The organism is Arthrobacter sp. HMWF013 (assembly GCF_003061105.1).
Taxonomy (GTDB): domain Bacteria; phylum Actinomycetota; class Actinomycetes; order Actinomycetales; family Micrococcaceae; genus Arthrobacter.
This window is the reverse complement of sequence record NZ_QAIQ01000007.1, coordinates 18,567-37,591: the sequence shown is the minus strand read 5'-3', so window position 1 is coordinate 37,591 and position 19,025 is coordinate 18,567. Positions and strand designations below refer to the sequence as shown.

At 58.7% G+C, this 19,025-nt stretch carries 13 protein-coding genes; 3 read left to right on the top strand and 10 right to left on the bottom strand.

Features of this window, described 5'->3' with window-relative positions; all coding sequences use genetic code 11:
• A partial coding sequence (locus DBR22_RS00265) for a hypothetical protein (RefSeq protein WP_181364958.1) occupies positions 1 to 837 on the top strand: 837 nt, incomplete at its 5' end.
• A gap of 106 nt (positions 838 to 943) precedes the next feature.
• On the opposite strand, the gene DBR22_RS23505 is transcribed toward DBR22_RS00265, so the two are convergent.
• The 3 genes from DBR22_RS23505 to DBR22_RS00255 form a co-directional block, all read right to left on the bottom strand.
• Positions 944 to 1,189, bottom strand: a complete 246-nt coding sequence (locus tag DBR22_RS23505; RefSeq protein WP_146187319.1) for a hypothetical protein — start codon at positions 1,187 to 1,189, stop codon at positions 944 to 946.
• A 50-nt stretch (positions 1,190 to 1,239) separates the two neighbouring features.
• Positions 1,240 to 2,562: a hypothetical protein gene (locus DBR22_RS00260; RefSeq protein ID WP_108597239.1), complete on the bottom strand. Its 1,323-nt coding sequence runs from the start codon at positions 2,560 to 2,562 to the stop codon at positions 1,240 to 1,242.
• A 282-nt stretch (positions 2,563 to 2,844) separates the two neighbouring features.
• Positions 2,845 to 5,913 (bottom strand): hypothetical protein, encoded by a 3,069-nt coding sequence (locus DBR22_RS00255; protein WP_108597238.1) that lies wholly within the window; start codon positions 5,911 to 5,913, stop codon positions 2,845 to 2,847.
• 156 nt (positions 5,914 to 6,069) lie between these two features.
• Between DBR22_RS00255 and DBR22_RS00250 the strand changes: the two genes are divergently transcribed.
• Positions 6,070 to 7,095, top strand: coding sequence for a hypothetical protein (locus DBR22_RS00250; RefSeq protein WP_108597237.1), 1,026 nt, complete (start codon positions 6,070 to 6,072; stop codon positions 7,093 to 7,095).
• Positions 7,096 to 7,375: 280 nt separating this feature from the next.
• On the opposite strand, the gene DBR22_RS00240 is transcribed toward DBR22_RS00250, so the two are convergent.
• From DBR22_RS00240 to DBR22_RS00210, 6 genes are all read right to left on the bottom strand, one after another.
• Positions 7,376 to 8,860, bottom strand: a complete 1,485-nt coding sequence (locus tag DBR22_RS00240; protein ID WP_108597236.1) for an FtsK/SpoIIIE domain-containing protein — start codon at positions 8,858 to 8,860, stop codon at positions 7,376 to 7,378.
• 882 nt (positions 8,861 to 9,742) lie between these two features.
• A complete protein-coding gene (locus tag DBR22_RS00230; protein WP_108597234.1) occupies positions 9,743 to 10,621 on the bottom strand; it encodes a pyrroline-5-carboxylate reductase family protein in 879 nt (292 codons plus the stop codon).
• 74 nt (positions 10,622 to 10,695) lie between these two features.
• Complete coding sequence (locus DBR22_RS00225) at positions 10,696 to 11,310, bottom strand: HutD/Ves family protein (RefSeq protein ID WP_181364956.1); 615 nt, start codon at positions 11,308 to 11,310, stop codon at positions 10,696 to 10,698.
• Positions 11,311 to 11,341: 31 nt separating this feature from the next.
• Positions 11,342 to 14,077: an aminotransferase class I/II-fold pyridoxal phosphate-dependent enzyme gene (locus DBR22_RS00220; RefSeq protein WP_258228989.1), complete on the bottom strand. Its 2,736-nt coding sequence runs from the start codon at positions 14,075 to 14,077 to the stop codon at positions 11,342 to 11,344.
• Between the two features lie 118 nt (positions 14,078 to 14,195).
• Positions 14,196 to 15,449, bottom strand: coding sequence for an allantoate amidohydrolase (locus DBR22_RS00215; RefSeq protein ID WP_108597231.1), 1,254 nt, complete (start codon positions 15,447 to 15,449; stop codon positions 14,196 to 14,198).
• Positions 15,449 to 16,603, bottom strand: a complete 1,155-nt coding sequence (locus DBR22_RS00210; protein ID WP_108597230.1) for an FAD-dependent oxidoreductase — start codon at positions 16,601 to 16,603, stop codon at positions 15,449 to 15,451. Before DBR22_RS00210 ends, DBR22_RS00215 begins: the two co-directional genes overlap by 1 nt.
• Positions 16,604 to 16,730: 127 nt before the next feature.
• Here DBR22_RS00210 and DBR22_RS00205 point away from each other — a divergent pair, with 127 nt between their 5' ends.
• Positions 16,731 to 17,603: a LysR family transcriptional regulator gene (locus DBR22_RS00205; RefSeq protein WP_108597229.1), complete on the top strand. Its 873-nt coding sequence runs from the start codon at positions 16,731 to 16,733 to the stop codon at positions 17,601 to 17,603.
• Positions 17,604 to 17,775: 172 nt separating this feature from the next.
• On the opposite strand, the gene DBR22_RS00200 is transcribed toward DBR22_RS00205, so the two are convergent.
• Complete coding sequence (locus DBR22_RS00200; protein WP_108597228.1) at positions 17,776 to 18,975, bottom strand: M24 family metallopeptidase; 1,200 nt, start codon at positions 18,973 to 18,975, stop codon at positions 17,776 to 17,778.
• Positions 18,976 to 19,025 lie beyond the last annotated feature (50 nt).

Sequence of the window (19,025 nt, the reverse complement as noted above, 5' to 3'; positions counted from 1 at the left end):
CGAGTAGCTCGCGAGCTACTCGTCAGCCAACAATTCAGCCCCCACGCACTGAGTGAATTGGCAAGCGAGGTGGCGACTGGAGAATTACATCGCGGGAGTGATCGCAAGGCCCAGAAGTTCTTTGCTCAAGCGCTCCTCGAACCGAACGAGAACGCAGTCGCCCAAGCCGCCTGGGCCTCAGAGAACAAATCGTTACAACTGACTTCCGACGCTCTTACCGTTGACAGGGGTTATGAGGCTCGTGCCATCACTTGGGCTCAGAATGGTCGCTGGAAGGAAGCCGCATACGAAAGCCAAAAGTGGCAGCTAGATCAGCCTTTCGACCTTCGGGCCGCAATGTATGGCTCCTATTATGCATCCTTGGGCGCGCAGGACTATGAGGGGGCGCTGTCCATAGCTGACCTTGGGCTCTCGACTCATCCCACCGACCCGATGCTCCATAACAATGCCGCCTTTGCCTTAGCCAACCTAGGTCGAACGGAGGACGCACGATTTCATCTAGTTCACCTTCCCGGTTCGGATGATGACGACTACCCTGTCTTTCTCGCTACACGGGGGCTCATTGCGTTCCGTGAAGGTAACGAAGCAGCTGGGCGCGAGTCGTATCGGAAGGCCGTTGAGGGGCTTTTGAAATCGTCTAGACGGGCGGATGCCGCTGCGGCCGCCCTCCTGTGGGCACTCGAAGAAACGAGAATCGGCTCGGTGATTGCCCCTGAGACACGTGGGCTGGGCGAGCGGCTTCTATCGTCTTCATCGCCCTCCCCCGAGGCAAGAGAACTACTCAAAAGGTTGGACGACGCGAAAGGCGCGAAGAAAGAACCAGTCGAGGGCCCGTAGCTTCCATCAGCTCTTGCAGCAGGAACTGAGGTGATTCTGCGTTGTCACCCTAGGCCGAGCTTGGCAACCGATAGTGCTCTGTCGATCCCTCCCCAGTCGCTGCATGTTAAGCCGGCAAGGGCCCGCCACGGTGGTTTCCGGATTCCCGACGGCTCGATGTCGACATCATGCTCGACAGAAAATTTTTGAGTACAGCTTCAGCCTGTTCTTTACTTTCAAAGTCGAGAGCACCAACGATGGACCCGCCGCCTGACTTGATCTCGTAGTCGGCACCACGGGCATAATCGGAAGTCCGTGTCTCGCCAACTTTGGCTCTGCCTTGGGTACGCCGCGTTTCAGTCTCATTGCTCATGTTGTGCCTCCTCGGATGATCTGTACCTTACGGCTTAGGACTGACACTGATCAGCTGCGTCGGAATGCCCGAGCTAACCGCTTTGGTAGTTCATCACCTTGGTCAAACTTTATCAGCCCGAAAACAGCTGCGGCAGTAAGCAGTCCGATGACGAACCATCCTCCCCACCAAACGGGGGGAGTGACGGGAATGGCAGCCAAGACTGCAGTTCCCAGGAGGACAAGCGCGCAGAGCGCGAGAACTCGCCTTAGAGGCGACAGGAGTTCAACAACAAGATTATGCTCCTGGTTGCGACTCATCCAAGAAAAAAGTAGCGCTGGACCAATCAGTAGGATCGAGGCAGAAGGAGAAGGTATTTCAGCCTTCGGACCCAGGATGTCCTCGTTGTACATTCGCACGAGCTGGGCCAGAACAACCATGACAGCGATGGAGACCACAGCTAATTTCGTGAAAACAAACAACCCCTGCTCTGCAGGTACTACCTCAACGGAAGCGCGCCCCTTGTAGAAGCGCTGAGAAGGGTTCAACGCAACATGCCCTAGTCGTTGTCCCGACGCGGAAGCATCAAAGTCCGTGTTGGTGACGATGTCGTCGGGACCCGCCTCAATGATTTCCAGGCTTGAAACCATCAAGCCTGCGGGGACCTCAATTTCGACATGCTGGCTTGCAGCAAAACCGAAGTCCGGTATTTGGTAGTCAAAACGAACCAATTTATAGCCACGTCGGTGAACCTGAGGGGCCTCTTGGTTGAGGGCGTACTTCACTATCGTGCGTGTATCCAACAACTCGCAGTCCAACTCAACGAACAGCAGAAAATTATGAGCCAATTGCTCAATTACTGAGTTCGTAATATCCAACATCTTCTGGCGGTCACCAGGGACGCTTCCCTTTGTGCTTTCAAACCACGCCTTGTACGCCGCCAAGCTCGTGTCGGCATCATTGCTACCCGCGGAGTAGACGACTTTTGTGAGGTGACTTCGCGCCACGGTGACGGAGTCGCCCTCGAGATCCAACAGGAAGACAAGAGCAGATTCAAGCATTGCGATGGCCAGTGCACCATTGTCTTCGCGGCCCAGTACGGAGATCGACTTTCCACCCTGCGTCGCATCTAAACGCCTCTTAACACCTTTCTCTAGCACTGCGAGTGGAAGTATGAACCTGCCCTCCGATCCTGCGATCATAAATTCACCAGGGGCCGTCATGTCGATGGAGACGTGGCGTCGCGTCGTTCCCTCGGAATCAAGCCGAAGGGCATCCACTCGTCGGTGCACCCAAGTCTGCGATTGAAGAATGAGGTTAAGCAGTGCTACACCTTTGTCATGCTTTGGGTGCTTGTCTTGGTCAGTGTCCTGCTGTCGATCCTGTTGCGCCATCAGAGCAGCATACGTGGTTGTGACGCACACCCCCTGCGATGGTCGCCGGTTCAGCGGTGCATCCCGGGCAGAGGTGGATCGTAGGAGTTACGGGGGTCAACGCCACCCTGGCCCGGCCCATCGATTGGGGGAAGCTATGTCCGACACGAATCGTCTGCCGGCAGCCAGCACCCTCTGTGGAGACCCCCAGTCCTGCGGACCAGTCCTGCAGGGAGTTCTCAAACTCCCTTGTCATTCTCGGGTCTCCAATAGGGTCCCATTCCTAATAGCCTTCGTTAGCTGTTAGGACGCGGATGTACCCGGAAAGTAGGGCTGATGGGGAGAATCGTCGACCCAGTAGCGGTATCTTTCTCCCAGGAAATTCAGGATTGGTTCGGTGGGAACAGCCTTTTTGTGAAGGGTAAGGCCCAATGTCGTTAGTCCCGACACCGCTGCGGACGACAAATGGAGCCGGAGCCTGTCTTCGGTGAATGCTGTCGTGGGAAGTACCGGGTCACTGGTCCGGGCTGGCTCATGAATGAGGTTGATGAAGCCCTGCTTTTCGTTGTCAGTCATGTTTCTACTGAGCCGGATACCACGTGTCTCCGCGCGATCGTTGACCACAATGTTGGCGATAGCTTGAAGCAGATGCCAGTCAAGCCACCCGTCCTGGCGGAGTCGCTCAACAGTACTCCTAAAGCGAGCATCCTGATGGAGAAGCACGAGCGCAGGGCCAATCACCGCAGGAAGCGTAGCGTACCGATAGGCGATGTTCTCCAGGATCTTGTTCCTGTTTGCCTCGTAGGAGGAGGCCAATCCTTGGCGTTTTTGCATGTCAGCGCTGGGGTTACGAATTTCCGATGGATGGATCCAGCCCACGAAGACTTCTCTACGCTGGGAAAACTCAGCGTAGGTTGAAGCTTCTGCTAGATCCGCGAGCTCGTCGTATGACCGCACAATTGACGATTTGTGCCACAGGCCACCTGCAAACGAGGCGTCCATTATGCTGCTGAAGTCACCTTGGTTGAGTAAAGACTGAGAAGCCAGGAAGTGCATGGCTGCACCGAGTGATTCGAGCTGCAAGGCTTCAAGGTCAGCACTATCTCCGGGAGTTAAGTGAAGGTTCCAATGCCCACCCTGCTGATCCGCTATCCAGTCAACCCACCCGGCACCCCCTTGTCCGTTGCGTGCATCGACACTCACTTCAATGCGCAAAGCTTCCAGTAGGAGATGTGCATCGTGCCGGGCAAACTCAGTAAGGACAATCTGAGTTGTGGCTATGAAGCGCTCCGTTGCTAGTACTGCCTGGCGTTCGTTCTTACATTGCACCTGCCACGTAAGTCCCAGGGCAGCCCACCGGTAGTAGCGGGTCGGTCCAATGTCGCTGAATAGTCTCCCCATTCCGGACCGATCCGTTGCAGCCGCGATCTCCGGCTCTGTCATTGGCGCAATTCCGCGGACACCATCGAGCATCGCCGTGATGGCGTCCATGACAGTGGTGGAATCGAGTAATGACGTTAGGAGTGGAACAAGGTCTGGCCGGACTGACTGCGCTGCTCGGAATATGTGGCACTGATCCTGCAGCATATTAGTCATAGCCGCATGGAGTTCGAAGCGTGCAGAGCCATCGCCAAAGTGGCTTTGAGCCAGCAGCGCCAGATTGAAGGAATGAGTGGCGGTAAGGGACTGGCCGGCGTGATGGTCACAGGTAGCGGCGACCATAAGACCGTGAGTCACAAAATGTTTCAAGGACGGGTCGTTGGCATTCTGGGCTGCCGTCATTGCCGCTAAAGCGTACTGTTTTCCCGCGTGTGGAAGATTCAATTGGTAATAGATTCTCGAGATCAGCATGAACATTTCGATGCTGCCCTCGAGGGTGTCGCCATGCCACCAATTGATTTTTGCGGCATGCAGTTCATGAAGCGCATCCAGTAGTCGATCTACTTCGATGAGTCGAAGCGCGCGGTTAAGGGCTCGACTCCCGCGGCCGGATTCACCTTCAATTCGTTCCAAGGCATCGTCCAGGCCGTCGCGTACTTTCTCATAAAGCGGGTGGTCCACCAGTTGAGACGTGTACAGGCCAAAAATGTCTGCAGTATCGCGGACAGGGAAAAGGGGCGCTTTGGGAAGCAGTTCAATGAGTTCTCCCAGCGCCTCCATACCCTTGTCGACATCCATCAACTCGATCCCTCGCGCTCCCTGATGTGTGCCGCTAAACGTTTTGTCGCGAAGGGCCGCAAGCGTGTCGGATATGGTTGGCACTTCCCCGAGCTCAGGGAGTATTCCAGCTGGGTACCTTTGGTGCAGCGCCAGGTAGGCCTGGAGCGAAAGCAGCATGGCTCGCGTATTGGGATAATCGCTTGCGAGTAGTAGCGCGTCGACTGTGTCTGCTAACGCCTGATGCCACGTCTCTAGCTGGCATCGATCAATGCCCGTTGTTCGTCGAAGCATCGCTGCATAGCCGAGATCGAGGAGCATCGTCGCGTCGCGAAGGATCCCTGGGTCCTCCAGCGTCCCGGGTACGAGGTTGAAGAATTCCCTAACCAAGTCATCGGCCGGCATTAGTGTTTCGGTACCGCGCATCGTCGCCCACGCGATTTCGAATTGAGCTCGAGCGGTGACATCGTCGCTGTTGGCGTTTCTAAGAAGTTTTTTAGCCATCGTCAGCCAATTCGGAAGATCCGAAGCAAACAGAGGATCCGTACTGGCGAGCCTTAGGCCTTCCCTTAGATCAATAAGATCACCGATCGTGGAGGGTGAGTCTTGGCGGGTGGTCCACCGAGATAAGGCATCCACATACCAATCCGGTCTAGGACTTTCGGGGACCGGCCGTTCAGGGGCAAGGTCGCTGGGAAGGTGAAGGTAATCGACGGCTAAGTGGTACAGATCATGCTCTGAAAGCTCTCTTGCTACGGCTACCCCATCCCAAATATCCAAGGAGATACCGTGACGGTCTCTTGCCTGGCGTTGCAGCTCATGACGCTTCGCGACCGGGACGGGACTCAGGGTGAAGAAGACAACCCTGTCCACGCGTTCCCCTTGTGTGCAAATGGAACCCAGATCTGCACGTATCTTGGTCGGAACGTGCGCCTGCTGGATGGTGCAGGCAAGGACAACGTTCTCCTGGGTTGCACCTAACGCAAAGGTTGAGAGGGCTGTGGCCTCGGTGGGGAGATTGCTCCAGAAGCTTTCAGCGTCCCGCCCTTGGTCCCCTCCAGCACTGACTGGACCAGTGGCCGGCATAAGATTGGTCGCGATGCGTTTCCGCGCCAGACCAAGGCAGATGGCTTCAAAATCGTGGTGAGAGTTGGTCTCAGCCAGGGTACTGAGCTCATAACGTATTCGCTTTTCGAGCGCGAGGCGACTGGTCATACTTTGATCATCGTCGACAGAGCCGCGGTGACACGGCATAGACAACGTGACGGCGTGTGAGCGCCTAAGCAAACGGCACAAACGGGGGAAATCGTGGCTCCTAAGTGACGGGCCTCCCGGGGCTAATCCTCGCTCGTGGTCAAATAGAGCGTGCAGATGAAGCTGAGCGAATTTAAAGGCGGGCTCGAATCTCTCAACGAGGCGTACAACGAAGTCACCGATCAGTTGAGGATGGAGGACTCTGAGGCAAACGCCACTATCAGCGACGTCTTGCTTATCTGGTGGGAAGCCCTCAGCCCGGAATACGACTTTCTTCCGGCCTATGAAGACTCAGTACTGTGGGACAAGAAATCCATCGATGACCACAAGGACACGGTCGAGCAACTGGTAAACGTACTAAGGCAGCGCGACTCAAAGAACGTCGAAATCTGGAGTGTGTACCTCTTGGGTACTCTCCAGAAGTATGTTGCGAAAGTGGAGAAGACGGCCCGGGATAAAGCCGGAAGATTCGAAGGCAACGGAGAAAAGGCAGAGGCCTCTAAAGCGCGTGACGACTCCCGTAAAGCGTCGTTGCTTTCAACGCGGATTGAACAAGCGCAGCTGTCCCAGCACCTTCGCATGGCCGTGAGGAAGGCACGAAAAACCGTCCAAGAAGTCGAGGCGGCAGCGGTCAGCGCACAGACAGCTGCCGGTTTCGTGTCAGGATCAAAATTAACGGAGAGGTTCAACAAGTTATCGGAGGACCATCTCAAAACAGCACGCAGATTCCGCTGGCTAACGGCCGTTGGCGTCGTTATCGGAATCGCAGGGACGTATGTCCTGGCTTTCGTGCCGGGGGTATCTCACGGCGGAGCAACGACAACAGGAGATGCGATCCTCAAAGTCTCACTTCTAGGTGCTGTACTGGGGCTTGCGACCTACTTTGGTAGGCAAGCTGCGTATCATCGCGATTTGGGTACTTGGGCCAGGACAATCAAAGAGCAGCTCTTGACCTTTGACGGGTATGTGGAACCCTTGCATGATGAATCTCTTCGCGACCATTTGAGGGCAGCGTTCGCTGCACGAGTGTTTGGCTCGTCGCCGGAATCTAAGGAAGATTCCGGAGTGACGCTGGGCTCTTCTTTCCTGAGCGAACTCCTAGCAGTGGCCGGAAAATCTGGGGCGGACACTATAAAACCCTAATTCAGAGGAAGGGGTTTCACCTCAGCAGTGACATCCCCCTACTTGTCCTCTCTTGTCTAGCGAGACAACCTGCCCCGTCCTCGTTCGGCGCCCACAGCTGCGCCTGTGCGGGACTTTCGGGCTTTTGTATCACCCTTGTCTGTGGTGACGGCGGCGCTGGGGTGGGTGCCAACGCTGCGCGCGGCAATGAGCCGTCCTCGGATCTGGGCGTCGTTGGCGCCGGTGTCTTCCAGGGCAGTCGCAGGATCGGATCGGCGTGATGGCTCTTAATGTCGGGCCGTTACGTTACAGAAGCATCCATGACCTCGTCGTACCCTTTGCGGGCGGCCTGGAGGACATCGAATAGGCTCTCATCGAGGCTGGCGTCCACCATCGCGAACCGCACCAGAAGTGGCTCACCGTCCATGTCATCACGGACCACGGCAGTTCCCGCATCCGTTCTTGAAATCAAACTAGCATCAGGAACTCCCACGACGTCGAGGCTTTCAAGTGCGTCGTAAGTGCGGAGACAGATTCGCCTAGAGCTAACTGATCGGATCATGTTTCCGATACCCGCAAGTCGTTGCGTTCCAAAAATGTACTGAATGCCAAGCGGACGCGCCCGCGCAGCAGTCTGAAGAAGCCTCGCCAGCCCCTCACGTTGCCCAAACGTGATGCTGTGCACCTCATCAATGCATATCAGCCATACCGGAAGCCGGTATCGATCGTTGGGAAATTTCGACCAAAACTCCTGGGCATCTCGACAGTGCGCTTCGACCAAGATCTGCTCCCGCGCACGAATCTCAGCAATTAGCACATCAAGCCCATCTGGCTCGTTTCCAAGGTCCAGATGGATCCCATCAGCACCGACAGCCTCCAAAGCTTGAATATAGCTGGAGTACTTGAGATCGATGAATGAAACACGAACAAGAGGTGGTGGCAGGGAAAGAACGGTAGAAGCCGCTATTGCCATCAATGCCTCAGTTTTTCCCGACCCGGTGGTGCCGACCAATAATGTTGCGGAGTGCCTGAAGTCGACAACCGTAAAACGGTAAAGCCCGAGTGGTCCAAGTGCGCAAGGCATCTGCGGAATCTGACTGAGTTCGGATGCCTGTCGCCAGCGACTAAGCAAGCGGTCAGGAGTCATTAGTGGATCGCCGGCCAACTCAAGCATGGTCATGGGTTGGATAGAGCCGAAAGATTGTGCAAGGACAGTCGAATGACGCTTCGTGGAATCAGTCGATTTATCGGCCGTACTCTCTATTGCCCGACGCCCGAGGAGCTTGGTGAGGTGGTCAAAAATCATGACTTCAAAATCCGCCACGTCTGCGTAGGCCTTGTAGAGGAGCTGCCTAGCCGCCATTACCTCCTGGCGGAAAGAAAGGACACGCTCCAACTGAGGCCCCGGGTCCGCCCGTTCGGACTCCGGGATGTCGCGAAAGTACATCATGATTTCAGGTTCGACCGACTGAAGGCGACGGCTCTGAGCGATCCTGAACTCCTCCTCAAAGCCCGACGAATGGCTCCCGGACGGTGTTCCCCAGCGCTTCCAAAGTAACCCGATGAAAACGTCGCACTGTTCGACGTCAGGATTGATGAGTGATTGGGGACGGGCGTAGCCAGGAAGGGTGTCCTCCCATCCGCGAATATCAATCTCCCAGCCCCATTCGCGCGCAGCCATACGATTGATTCGCGCCGCGACAGCACCAAGCGTCTGGCGCTCCTCGCTAACATCTCCCGGAGATGCCACAAATACTGTCAAAACACGCCGTGTAGTCCCAGCCATAACTGCCTGCCCACCTACCAGGAAGAGATCATGCGTTGTCTATCTGCAGCTTGATGGATCGATCTGGCCGCGGACTCAATAGCCTTGGCAGTCCCCCCCAGCCTGCCCGCCTCTGCGAGAAGTTCAGTACGATGCGTCTTCGCCCCATCACCATCCCAAATTGTCACAAGTGCACCAGAGGCAGCGTTGAGTTCCGCTTGGGCAGTCCTCAAGTCGTGCGCGATTTTGAGCAGCCTATTTGCTTGATCGTAGAGCGCGTCGGTATCCATACCGATAAGCGACATACGACCTCCTTGCGTAGATCCCAGTACCGCGGATGCACTACCAGTTGCTCGTGAGATTACCTCAAGCAGGGCAAGATGAACGCACACCAAACCGTGTTCCGTCTCAACGAGGCTGTCATGGCGACACTCCGCTGCTTTGCATTAGTACCTTAAAAGGCAAATTTACTGACAGATAGGCGAGGTCGAACACACCTAGTAACTGCAGGACCCGACGGGGAACGCGCGGACAGCAAAACCCACAGCCACGAAAATCGTTCCGCTGAGGCACACCCAAACTTGACGCCAAAAGCGTCTGACAGGGGAGGACTTGGCCCGACGGTGGAGCACCAGCCTGCTCCTCGATGCCCCGCCCCTTCACGACAGGTGGCGTAGCCACACTGACCCAGTGGGACGCCGCCAGTCCCGGTTCATGGGGCTATTTCACACTCCCCCGGCCGGATTCGTTCCCCTCCGACTGTCCGTGTGGGATCTAAGAACGTCGTGAGCCAATGTCAGTGAATCCGGACGTCGCACTATTCTGACGCCGCCACACGAAGGTGCGGTATCGCGTAGGCTTCCCGGAACAAGCGAACGGCCTGACGAAATCACTATTATCGGTTTATTGCAATGGATGGGGGATTGCCTGCAAGGGCGGTTGCTTTTGCTGAGCTATTTCCACAGTCATTGCGGCCGCGCGTCCTACGGCGGCGCGCGCACCTTCGGTAATGGTGGCTGGAATGCCTTCTTGATCGAAGACGGCAATGGCGCACGCGGTGATGTTCTCAGGGCGGGCCATGTCCCTCAGCATGGCTGATGCATTGGCGCCGGGCTCGGTTAGCGTAAGCCCCGCCCCCGCTACTGTTTCTCGGGCGAGGATACCTGCGAGCTCAGGGGCCAAGCCAAGTTCCACGCCTGCAGCAGCCATTGCTTCGGCTAGATAATAAACGTAGGCCGGGCCTGAGCCGCTGATCGCTGAGACAGTGTCTATCTGCTCCTCCGGCACCTCCACAATTGTGCTGGCACCTTGGAAAATTCTTCTAACCATCTTCAGGTTCTCAGGGCTGCAACCATTGCCTGGCGAAAGGGATATAACGCCGTGCCCCAGCTTGATGGGTGTATTAGGAAGAGTTCGAACCACAGGCTGGTCCTTGGGAAGAGCGGCCTGCAACTCGGCTAGGGTCACGGCGGCGGCAATACTGATCACGACAGTGCCGGGCCCTAACGAGTTTGCAATTTCCCGGGCCAAATCGATGGTCTCTGCCGGATTGACTCCAAGAATGATGAGGGCAGCCCCTTTTGCCGCCTGCTGGTTGTTGCTTGGTTCTTCCTCTCCGGCAATAGCCGTTACCCCGGGGTATCGGGCAGCCAATTCAACCGCCCGGTGAGCCCGCCGAACAGTCACGACACAGTTCGCCGGAGCCATTCCGGCTCTTAAAAGACCTGTGAGGATAGCTTCATTCATGGATCCACAGCCAAGGAACGCGATTCGATCGCTCATAGGTCCTTCTTTGCTCGTTGGAATACGCGATTATCGAACATCCCTTCCCGGACGGGAAGCTCGGTCAGGTCAGGTCAGGTCGGGTCAGGGCTGGCCGCCGCATTTGCGTAAGGTTTCGTTTTGGGATGCATCTGGACGGACGACACAGCAAGCAGACAGTTACGGGTTTGCAGTATGGTCGCCCCTTCTCCCAGAATCAAGGTCGCCAGCGCGGGAAGCGAAGGGCCGCCATGGACGGTTGCATACCCTGATAGGACAGTCGCTGAAATAGCACCTGTTGCGGGATCCAGGATGATTTCGCCGTTGAGGAGATGAGCGGTTGTTGTCCCCTGACAGGCGAGCCGTCGTGTCATCAGGTTGAGGACGAGTTGGGTACCCGCCGCTCGCAGGTCGGCCTTCGTTGGAGACTCGCCGGCGAAGGTAAGTGTTTGGCCTAGCGTCAGGACATGTTTCGTGTCTCCAACAGCCAGGGACAAAGGCCCTCCAGTGGCAAGGGTGAAGGCACGATCAAGGCCAGGGAAAGTGGAGAAGGGTGCCGTACGGGTGATTTCAGCGATACTGATACGCCACAGCAGAGCGTTCGAATGTGCCTCTGTTTGAGCATGGATAACCTTGGTGCGTCCGGCACCGTTGGCCCACGGCTCGGAAGCGAGCTCATCAGGGCGGATGACGCGTGGTGGTGTCCCCAATGGTGTCCTTTCTCGTCCAGAGTCCAGGGTGTTAGCCAAGGTGCAGCGGGGGGTGGCTGTCGTTGTCGTCGCCCGAAGTTTTAACCACCCGATACCCGTGTTGTTTGTCGTAGCCGTGAATCTCACGCGTGTCGAGCGCGGCCATGAAGTCCAAGACGTTGGCATCGATTAGCTGTCCGGGGACCAGGACAGGGAAGCCCGGCGGATACGGAGTGACGAATGCTGCGGAGATGACTTCCTCTCCTGCGGTCAGCCGTTTTCGAACTCCGGATTCGGTGAGGTATTCGCAGGCATCCGGTTTGTAAGTTTCAAAGTATGCGGTGCGGATGTTGGCGTCAGGGAGAGCATCGTCGGTGCGGAACCGGGACGCGAAGCTGCTGAAGTCGGGAAGCGGCGGCGCTCCCTTGGTGAGCTTTGCGACCATGCGACTATGCGCCGTCTTAGCCCGTGGGCTCCGGGAGTCGGCCTCGGAGGCGAAGGTTTCGGCAAGTTTGACCAGCACTTCGATGAGGTAGGCCACCGAACTTCGGGAGGTTCCGATATTTGTCATGATCAGGACACTGTTGCGGGAGGTTTTGTTGACTTGGATTCCGTGCCCGTCCATGAGGTGGTGGTGCCGGAAGGTGTCCCCGTCCACTCCCGTGGCGCCGATGTACATTGTCAGGCGGCTGGGGTCCACAACGAACTCATCGCGCCCCCATGCCTCGGCCATCCGCGCCAGGCCGTCAACCAGGGGCATGGGTGACTGGGTTTCGCGGAACTCCGCGGGCACCAGGTCTAGGGTATTGAGGATGCGGAAATATCTCCTCAACAGCGGGTGCTGTTCGATGGCGGTGGCCACGCTGGCGGCCAGATCTGCCTGTTTCTGGACCAGTTCGCACCCTTCCAGTTCGGCCTGCCGGCGTCCAATGTCCAGGGACGCCAAAATTTGGTAGTTCGGGGAGGTAGAGGTATGCGTCATGTACGCCTCGCGGAAGGCTTCCTCGCTGAGGTGTGCGAAGTCCTGATCGTAAACGTGGATCATGGATCCTTGCCGTAGCGAGGTCAAGGTTTTGTGGGTGGATTGCGTTGCGTAGACACGTATCCTGGCTTTGTCCGGGTCCGGTACCAGTCTGGTCTTCAGCCAGAGGTCATCGTCCAGGGGCTCACCGGTTTCGGGGTCATATAGCTCGGCTGCCTGCGCCGCGTATGTCTCCCGTGCGGCAGGGGCGCGAAAACGCCGTTCGAGGGCCTGGCTTGCTGCCATGGCAGTTCGTCGCCGGTAGATCGGGTGGAATCCGGCGAAGGCGAACCAGGCTTCGTCCCAAAGGAAGACGAGGTCGGGTTTGATGGCAAGGCATTCTTCCATGACCCGTTCTACATCGTAGACAATGCCATCGAAGGTGCAGTTGGTCAGGGCGAGCATCTTCACTTCCCCGAGCCGTCCGGCCGCTCGGTAGTTAAGGAGCATCTTTTTGATGGAAGACGTGGGGACACCGCCGTAGAGGGAGAACTCATTGATGGAGTACGCCTCCAGGTAGGCGACCTTGGCGCCTGCCAGCAGCAGGGCGTAGTGGTGCGACTTGTGGCAATTCCTGTCGACCAGTACGACGTCCCCGGGGGCCAGCATGGCCTGGTGAACGATCTTGTTCGCCGTGGAGGTGCCGTTGGTGACAAAGAAGCTTTGCCGGGATCCGAAGGCCCGGGCCGCAAGGCGCTGTGCGTCGCGAATGGACCCATGGGGGTCCAGCAACGAATCAAGCCCTCCCGAAGTTGCCGAGGTTTCGGCAAGCAGCAGGTTCAGCCCGTAGAACTCCTCCATGTCTTTGATCCACTTGGAATTTGAGACGGATCCGCCCCGGGACACCGGTAAGGCGTGGAAGACACCACCGGGGCGTCGGCTGTGGTTCTGGATGGCCGTGAAGAACGGTGTTTCGAAGCGGTCGCCGACTCCCTTGAGGATGGACAGATGCAGCTCAAGGCTGTCGGCACGGAGGAAGATCCTGCTGAATCGATTGGTCAGTGAACCGCCCAGTTTCTCTATGGAAACACCAGCTACGAGGTAGAGGTCCAGAGTTGGGCGTAACTCTGCGGCTTTTTCCGCGAGGGCAAGAATGCGTTGAATCGGCCTGCGGGGATCGGCGCTGTCGGGCCCGTTCGCGGATACGAAGTCTCTTATGTCCTGCTCCAGCGGCCTTCGGGTGCGGTTCTTGAAGCCGGGGCGGATGATGCAGGCCTGAATGTCTGTATTCAGCAGCAGCGCTGCAACGGCGTCTTCGTAGCTTGGAACGATGTTGATTTCGTAGACGAATGGGTCCTGGGGCCGCCGCTGTCGGAGCATCTCCCGTACAAACGTCTCGCCGTCTTCTGGAGTGCAGTCGTCCACCAGGAGGACCTCAAAGCGGGGCCGGTTGTCCGCGGAGTCGCCCGCATCAGGACCGGTGGCGCCGGATGCCGCGGCGGTCGCCTGACGTCGTCGGCGGACCTTGACCCGTTCGATTGCCTCGCCCAAGTCGACAAAGTCGCCATCGTGGATCAGCGACCGGAGTTCGTTGACGGCGGACAGTCCAGGGGTGGCCCAGTGGCCCTCCACCAGCTCAAGCCGGTCGAGGACCTGAAGGATATCGTCGCTGAGCCTGCGCTTGGTCGCGGAAGAGTGCCTGCCACCCAACTTTTCCGCCGTGTAGATCAGATATTCCCAGAGGTCCTCGCGAACGCGCCACACGTTATGCGTGGCAGCTTCGCTGGTGCCGTCGGCGGTGTAAAGGTCGGGTACGACCGGATTCACGTGTTTTCCTTTTCTCGTTTGAATCCTTGTCCTCATCGACAAGGCGGCTATGGAAGACGTCTCGCGCCGCAAAAGGACACCCGCGCCGAAAGGGTCGGCGCGGGCGTTCGGTTGCAGGTCAGGCCATCAGTCCGCGCAGGGCTTCGGCCAGGGTGTGGGCACCGGTTTCGGCGTCCTCATCGACCACATGTTCTTCGGGCGAGTGGGAGACCCCACTGGGGTTCCGGACAAAGACCATCGCTGTTGGAACATGGGGTGCAAGGACACCGGCGTCGTGCCCTGCCCCGGTGTCCAGGATCGGAGCTTGCGGAAGGGCCTGCTGGAGTTCTTTTTGCAGCTGCGGATCGAAGTGCACGGTGGGGCTGAGCGATTCCTCGCGGAGGTCTACGGTGCAGCCTTCCTCGGCTGCGATGATCCGGGCCTGTGCGTGGATGCTTTCCACCAGCGCGGCTGTTACTGCGTCGTCGGGGTGTCGGACGTCCAGCCAGAAGTCCACCCGGGATGCGATGACATTCGTTCCTCCAGGCACTGGCTGGAGTCGTCCCACTGTTGCGCGGGCGTGGGCCTGGTTCCGGGCGATGTCTCGGATCGCTACCACTGTCCTGGATGCGGAGACCATGGGGTCGTGCCGGTCGGCCATCAGGGTGGTGCCGGCGTGGTTGCCCTGTCCGTGGATGCTAAGGCGCCAGCGCCCGTGGCCGAGTATGGAGGAGGCGATGGCGATGGGCTGGTTGAGATCGATCAGTCCGCGGCCCTGCTCGACGTGCAGTTCCACGAAAGCTCCAATCTGGCCAAGGAGCTCGTCATCGCGGCCCACATAGCGGGGGTCCAGGCCGTTCGCTTTCGCCACGTCCGCGAACGTTGAGCCGTCCTGGTCCCGGAGGTTCCTGGCTTTGTCCGGGTCGATGGCTCCGCTCATCAACCGTGAACCCAGGCATGCGACCCCGAACCGGGATCCTTCCTCCTCCGGGAAAACCACGACGGCCAGTGGCCGGGTCGGCGTTGCCATCCGTGCTTTAAGAATGTCAACGGCAACTAACGCGGACGCGACTCCGAGGGGACCATCGAATGCTCCGCCGCCGGGCACGGAGTCCAGGTGGCTTCCGGTGACAAGGCTGTTGCTGCGGTCACCCCCGGGAACATCCCACCAGGCCCAGATCGCCCCATTGCGGTCCGTTTCGACGGCAAGGCCACGTTTTGCGGCCTGCTCGATGAACCAGTTGCGGAGGTCCAGTTCAGCAGTGGAATACACGGGGCGGGTGTAGCCCCCGCGGATTGTGTCAGTGCCCGTGTTCGCGATTTCGGACAACAGTCCCGTGACTGTGGCGGCAGGCAGGTTGGTGGCGGCGGGCTGTCCCGTCGTGGCGGCCATCAGTGGGTCCCCAGTGCTGCGCGCTGGGCCTGCGCCGCGAGCCGGAACTGCTCGGGAACTGCTCCGGCACCGGTGGCCAGATCGGCTGCAAGCTGGCCGATCAGCGGGGCAAACTTGGCGCCGTGTCCTGAGCACGGGGAAAGGATGGTGATGCCCTCAGCACGGTCCAAAATGAAGTCTTCCGTGGGTGTGTTCGTGAAGAGGCAGGTGGTTTCCGCGTACGGTTCCGGAACCAGGCCCGGTAAGTACTTTTCCACGTAGTCGATGACCCGACGGCGGTTGTCCGGGTTGATCTGCCCGTCCTGGTCGGCTGCGGAGGGCAGGATCTTTCCCCCGTTGTACTGGGCCACTTTCTGGCCCCGGAAGCCGGCGTCGCGTCCACCGGGCAAACCATATGCCTGCCAGCCTTCGCGCTTATGGATGAAGGTGGGCCAGGTGTCCGGGTCCGTGCCATCGGCGTAGGGAAAGTGGTAGGCCTGTTCCTGACGTACTTCGATCCGGGGGACCGCGGACACAAAGGACGACGGCAAAGACAGCGAGCCCAGTAACTGGGGAAGCCAACCCCCGGCGGCCACAGTCACGTTGGCAGCCTGGATGGTACGTCCATCCTCGGAGGTCAAGGTGTAGTTGCCGGTGGTGCCGGTAATCGATGCGACGGCCCAGTTGGTGTGGAGCTGGGCTCCGTGGGTTACGGCCTGGTCAACCATGGACTGCACCGATTCATGCGCGTCAATCACGCCGGCGCCGGGGTGCCACAGGACTTGGGTGTCGAATGCGATGTGCGGCCAGCGGCGGGTTGCCTCCTCTTCCGTGAGGAGTTCGTGCTCAATTCCGAACGCGTCCAGTACCGCAGCCAGGCGTTCCGGCCGACGTATTGCGCCGTAGTCCACAGCACCTGTGGGAGTGATGAGCTGCTTGCCGCTAAGACGGGCTAACTCGTCCCACCCGGCCTTGGCTTCCTGGACGAGACCGGTGTAGAACTCTTCCGGGTACGCATAGCGGAAGATCCGGGCCGATCCATGGGAGCTGCCGGCATCATTGGCCGGAGTGGTGCGTTCCAGCAGGGCAACTTCGTGCCCGCGGGAGGCCAGATGCCAAGCGGTGGCAGCGCCGGAAAGGCCTGCTCCGACTACTACGTGTTCGATTGATTCCACGGATTGCTCCTCAGCTTTGGTTGCACCTTGTCCCGGTGCTTTCTTGATATCCAGTTACTCACCCCTGCCCGCACTGCGTCCAATATCATTTGACTAGTAATTATTAGCGTCAAACGAAAGAATCGCATTGGAACTCCGCCAGCTCCGGTACTTCCTGACCGTCGCAGACGAACTACACTTTGGCCGTGCGGCCGAACGCCTGCACATCACGCAGCCCCCGTTGACAGTGGCGGTCCGGCGGCTCGAGAAGGAGTTGGGGGTCCAGCTCTTCGACCGGACCACGCGCAGCGTCGCGTTGACTGCGGCCGGTCAGGCATTCAGGGATAGGGTCCAGCTGGCGGTCTCGGACCTGGACGATGCCGTCAGCGACGTTGTGGACGTCGCCGCTGGAAAGAGCGGCAAACTCCGCGTGGGATTCGTGAGTTCGGCCAGCTACACCACGGTCCCGGAAGCGATTCGCGTCTTCCGGCAGCAGCGCCCTCGGATTGACCTCGTACTGAACCCCCTCACGAGCGGGGAGCAGATTGAACAGCTCCTGGAAGGGCAGCTGGACCTGGGCCTCATCCGAGATCCCGGAAACATGCCGGGCCTGCACTTGGAACTTCTCAACACCGAGGACCTGGTCGTGGTCCTGCCGGAATCCCACCGTTTGGCGGCGCTGGACGAAGTCCGGCCGCAGGACCTTGAGGGTGAGCCAATGGTTCTGTTCCCGTATGGCCGGATGCCTGGTTTTGTTGCCCGTGTCCTGCAGCTCTTCGAGCCGCTCGCAACACCACCGGTAGTGGCCCAACAAGCCATTCACCAAGAGACCGTCCTCGGATTGGTCGCTGCCGGGCTGGGGATTTCCGTCCTTCCTGAATCTGTCCAGCGCTTCCAGATGCCAGGAGTCACTACCCGTTGCATGAGCGGGCGCCCGCAGACCGAACTGCACGTTGCCCGCCCGTTTGGCCAATCCTCCGCCGTGGATGATTTCATCCGGTGCCTCAGGTCCACCAGGTGATTCATCGGCAGGCCTGGTCTGAGAGGTGCCGCCCAAAATCTGGGCGGCACCTCTTGCGTCCTGACAGGCCCCCGGGCGGATTGGTAGGCCAAGACCAGCCCGCCGTACTCCCCCGGCAATCCCGCTCGCCGACAGCACATGCTCCAGCAGAAACAGCTGGAGTGCGCGGCTCTTAGACGTCGACGACGGTCAGGTCCCGGTCATGCTTGGTCAGGACTTCACATCCCGTCTCTGTAACGACCCACGTCTCGCTAAAGCCCACACCCGGCTCACCCGGCACGTCGGGCACTATGGGCGAGTGGAACGTCATGCCAGGCTTTAGCTCCTGCTCGATCCCCTCACGGATATAGAGAGTGTCCTCGGTCCATGAGGGAGGCATTCCAATGCCGAGCGAGTACCCGTACACGTGGGACGCGGCAGGCAGTGTACTGATCTTGCTCATCCCCACGCCGACTTCACGTGCTACATCGTGCGCACTCCGGCCAGGCTTCACTGCCTCGAACAGCCGGTCGAGGGTCTCGTTCACAATTCGGGCCCTGTCTTCGAATTCCGGTGCCGGCGTGCCGATTGCCACTGTGTGCATCAGGGGGCTTGTGTAGCGTTCATACGTTGCCCCGAATTCGAGTATCACCGTCTCGCCTGCCTGAACCGGCGTGCGCCGGAATGTGGTGTGGATGACGGTGTTCCGCTCGCCTGCGGACACGATTGGTTGGATGCTGAAGTATTCGCTTCCCTCCGCTATCAAGGTCTCGTAGATCACGGCCGCGATGTCGTTGTCTGTGACACCGGCTTTGATTACCGGCAGTACGGCTGCGAGGCCCTTCTTTGTGATCTGGGCCGCCTGTCGCATGTAGTTCAGTTCAGCTTCGGATTTGATCAGGCGGGGTCGCTCGACCACGTCTGAGGCTTCAACGAGGGTGACTCCGGGCAAGGCCGCTTTAAGTCCTTCGTAGAGTTCAACGCTGAGGCCGGCCCGCTTGCCCTGGATGCCAACCCGTTGGTTGCCGAGGGTGAATTCCTTGACGATGCCCGCGATCTGGTCCGCCGTACCTCCGTACGACCAGCTCACCCCCCGGATATCTTTAATCCAGCTGGTAAGCATGGCGGTTCCGATTTCCAGCCCGTGCATGTTCAGGACCGGCTCCCCCTCACGGGGCAGGATCAGGCACGAAGCCCAGCTTGTGCCAAAGCTCTGGTATCCGCTCAAGTAGCTCAAGCTGGGAGCGTGGGTGATGAGGAGGACGTCCAGGTTCCGTTCGTCCATCACCTTCCTGACTTCTTCGATCCGGGAGCGATATTCCGATTCCGAAAAGGACAGTTCCTTGGTGAGAGGTCGGCTGGTCAGGTCCTTCACGTATGTGTTGAAGTCCATGGGGTGTCTACTTCCTTGTGTTCTCTTCCCGGGGTCCCCGGGCTTACTTG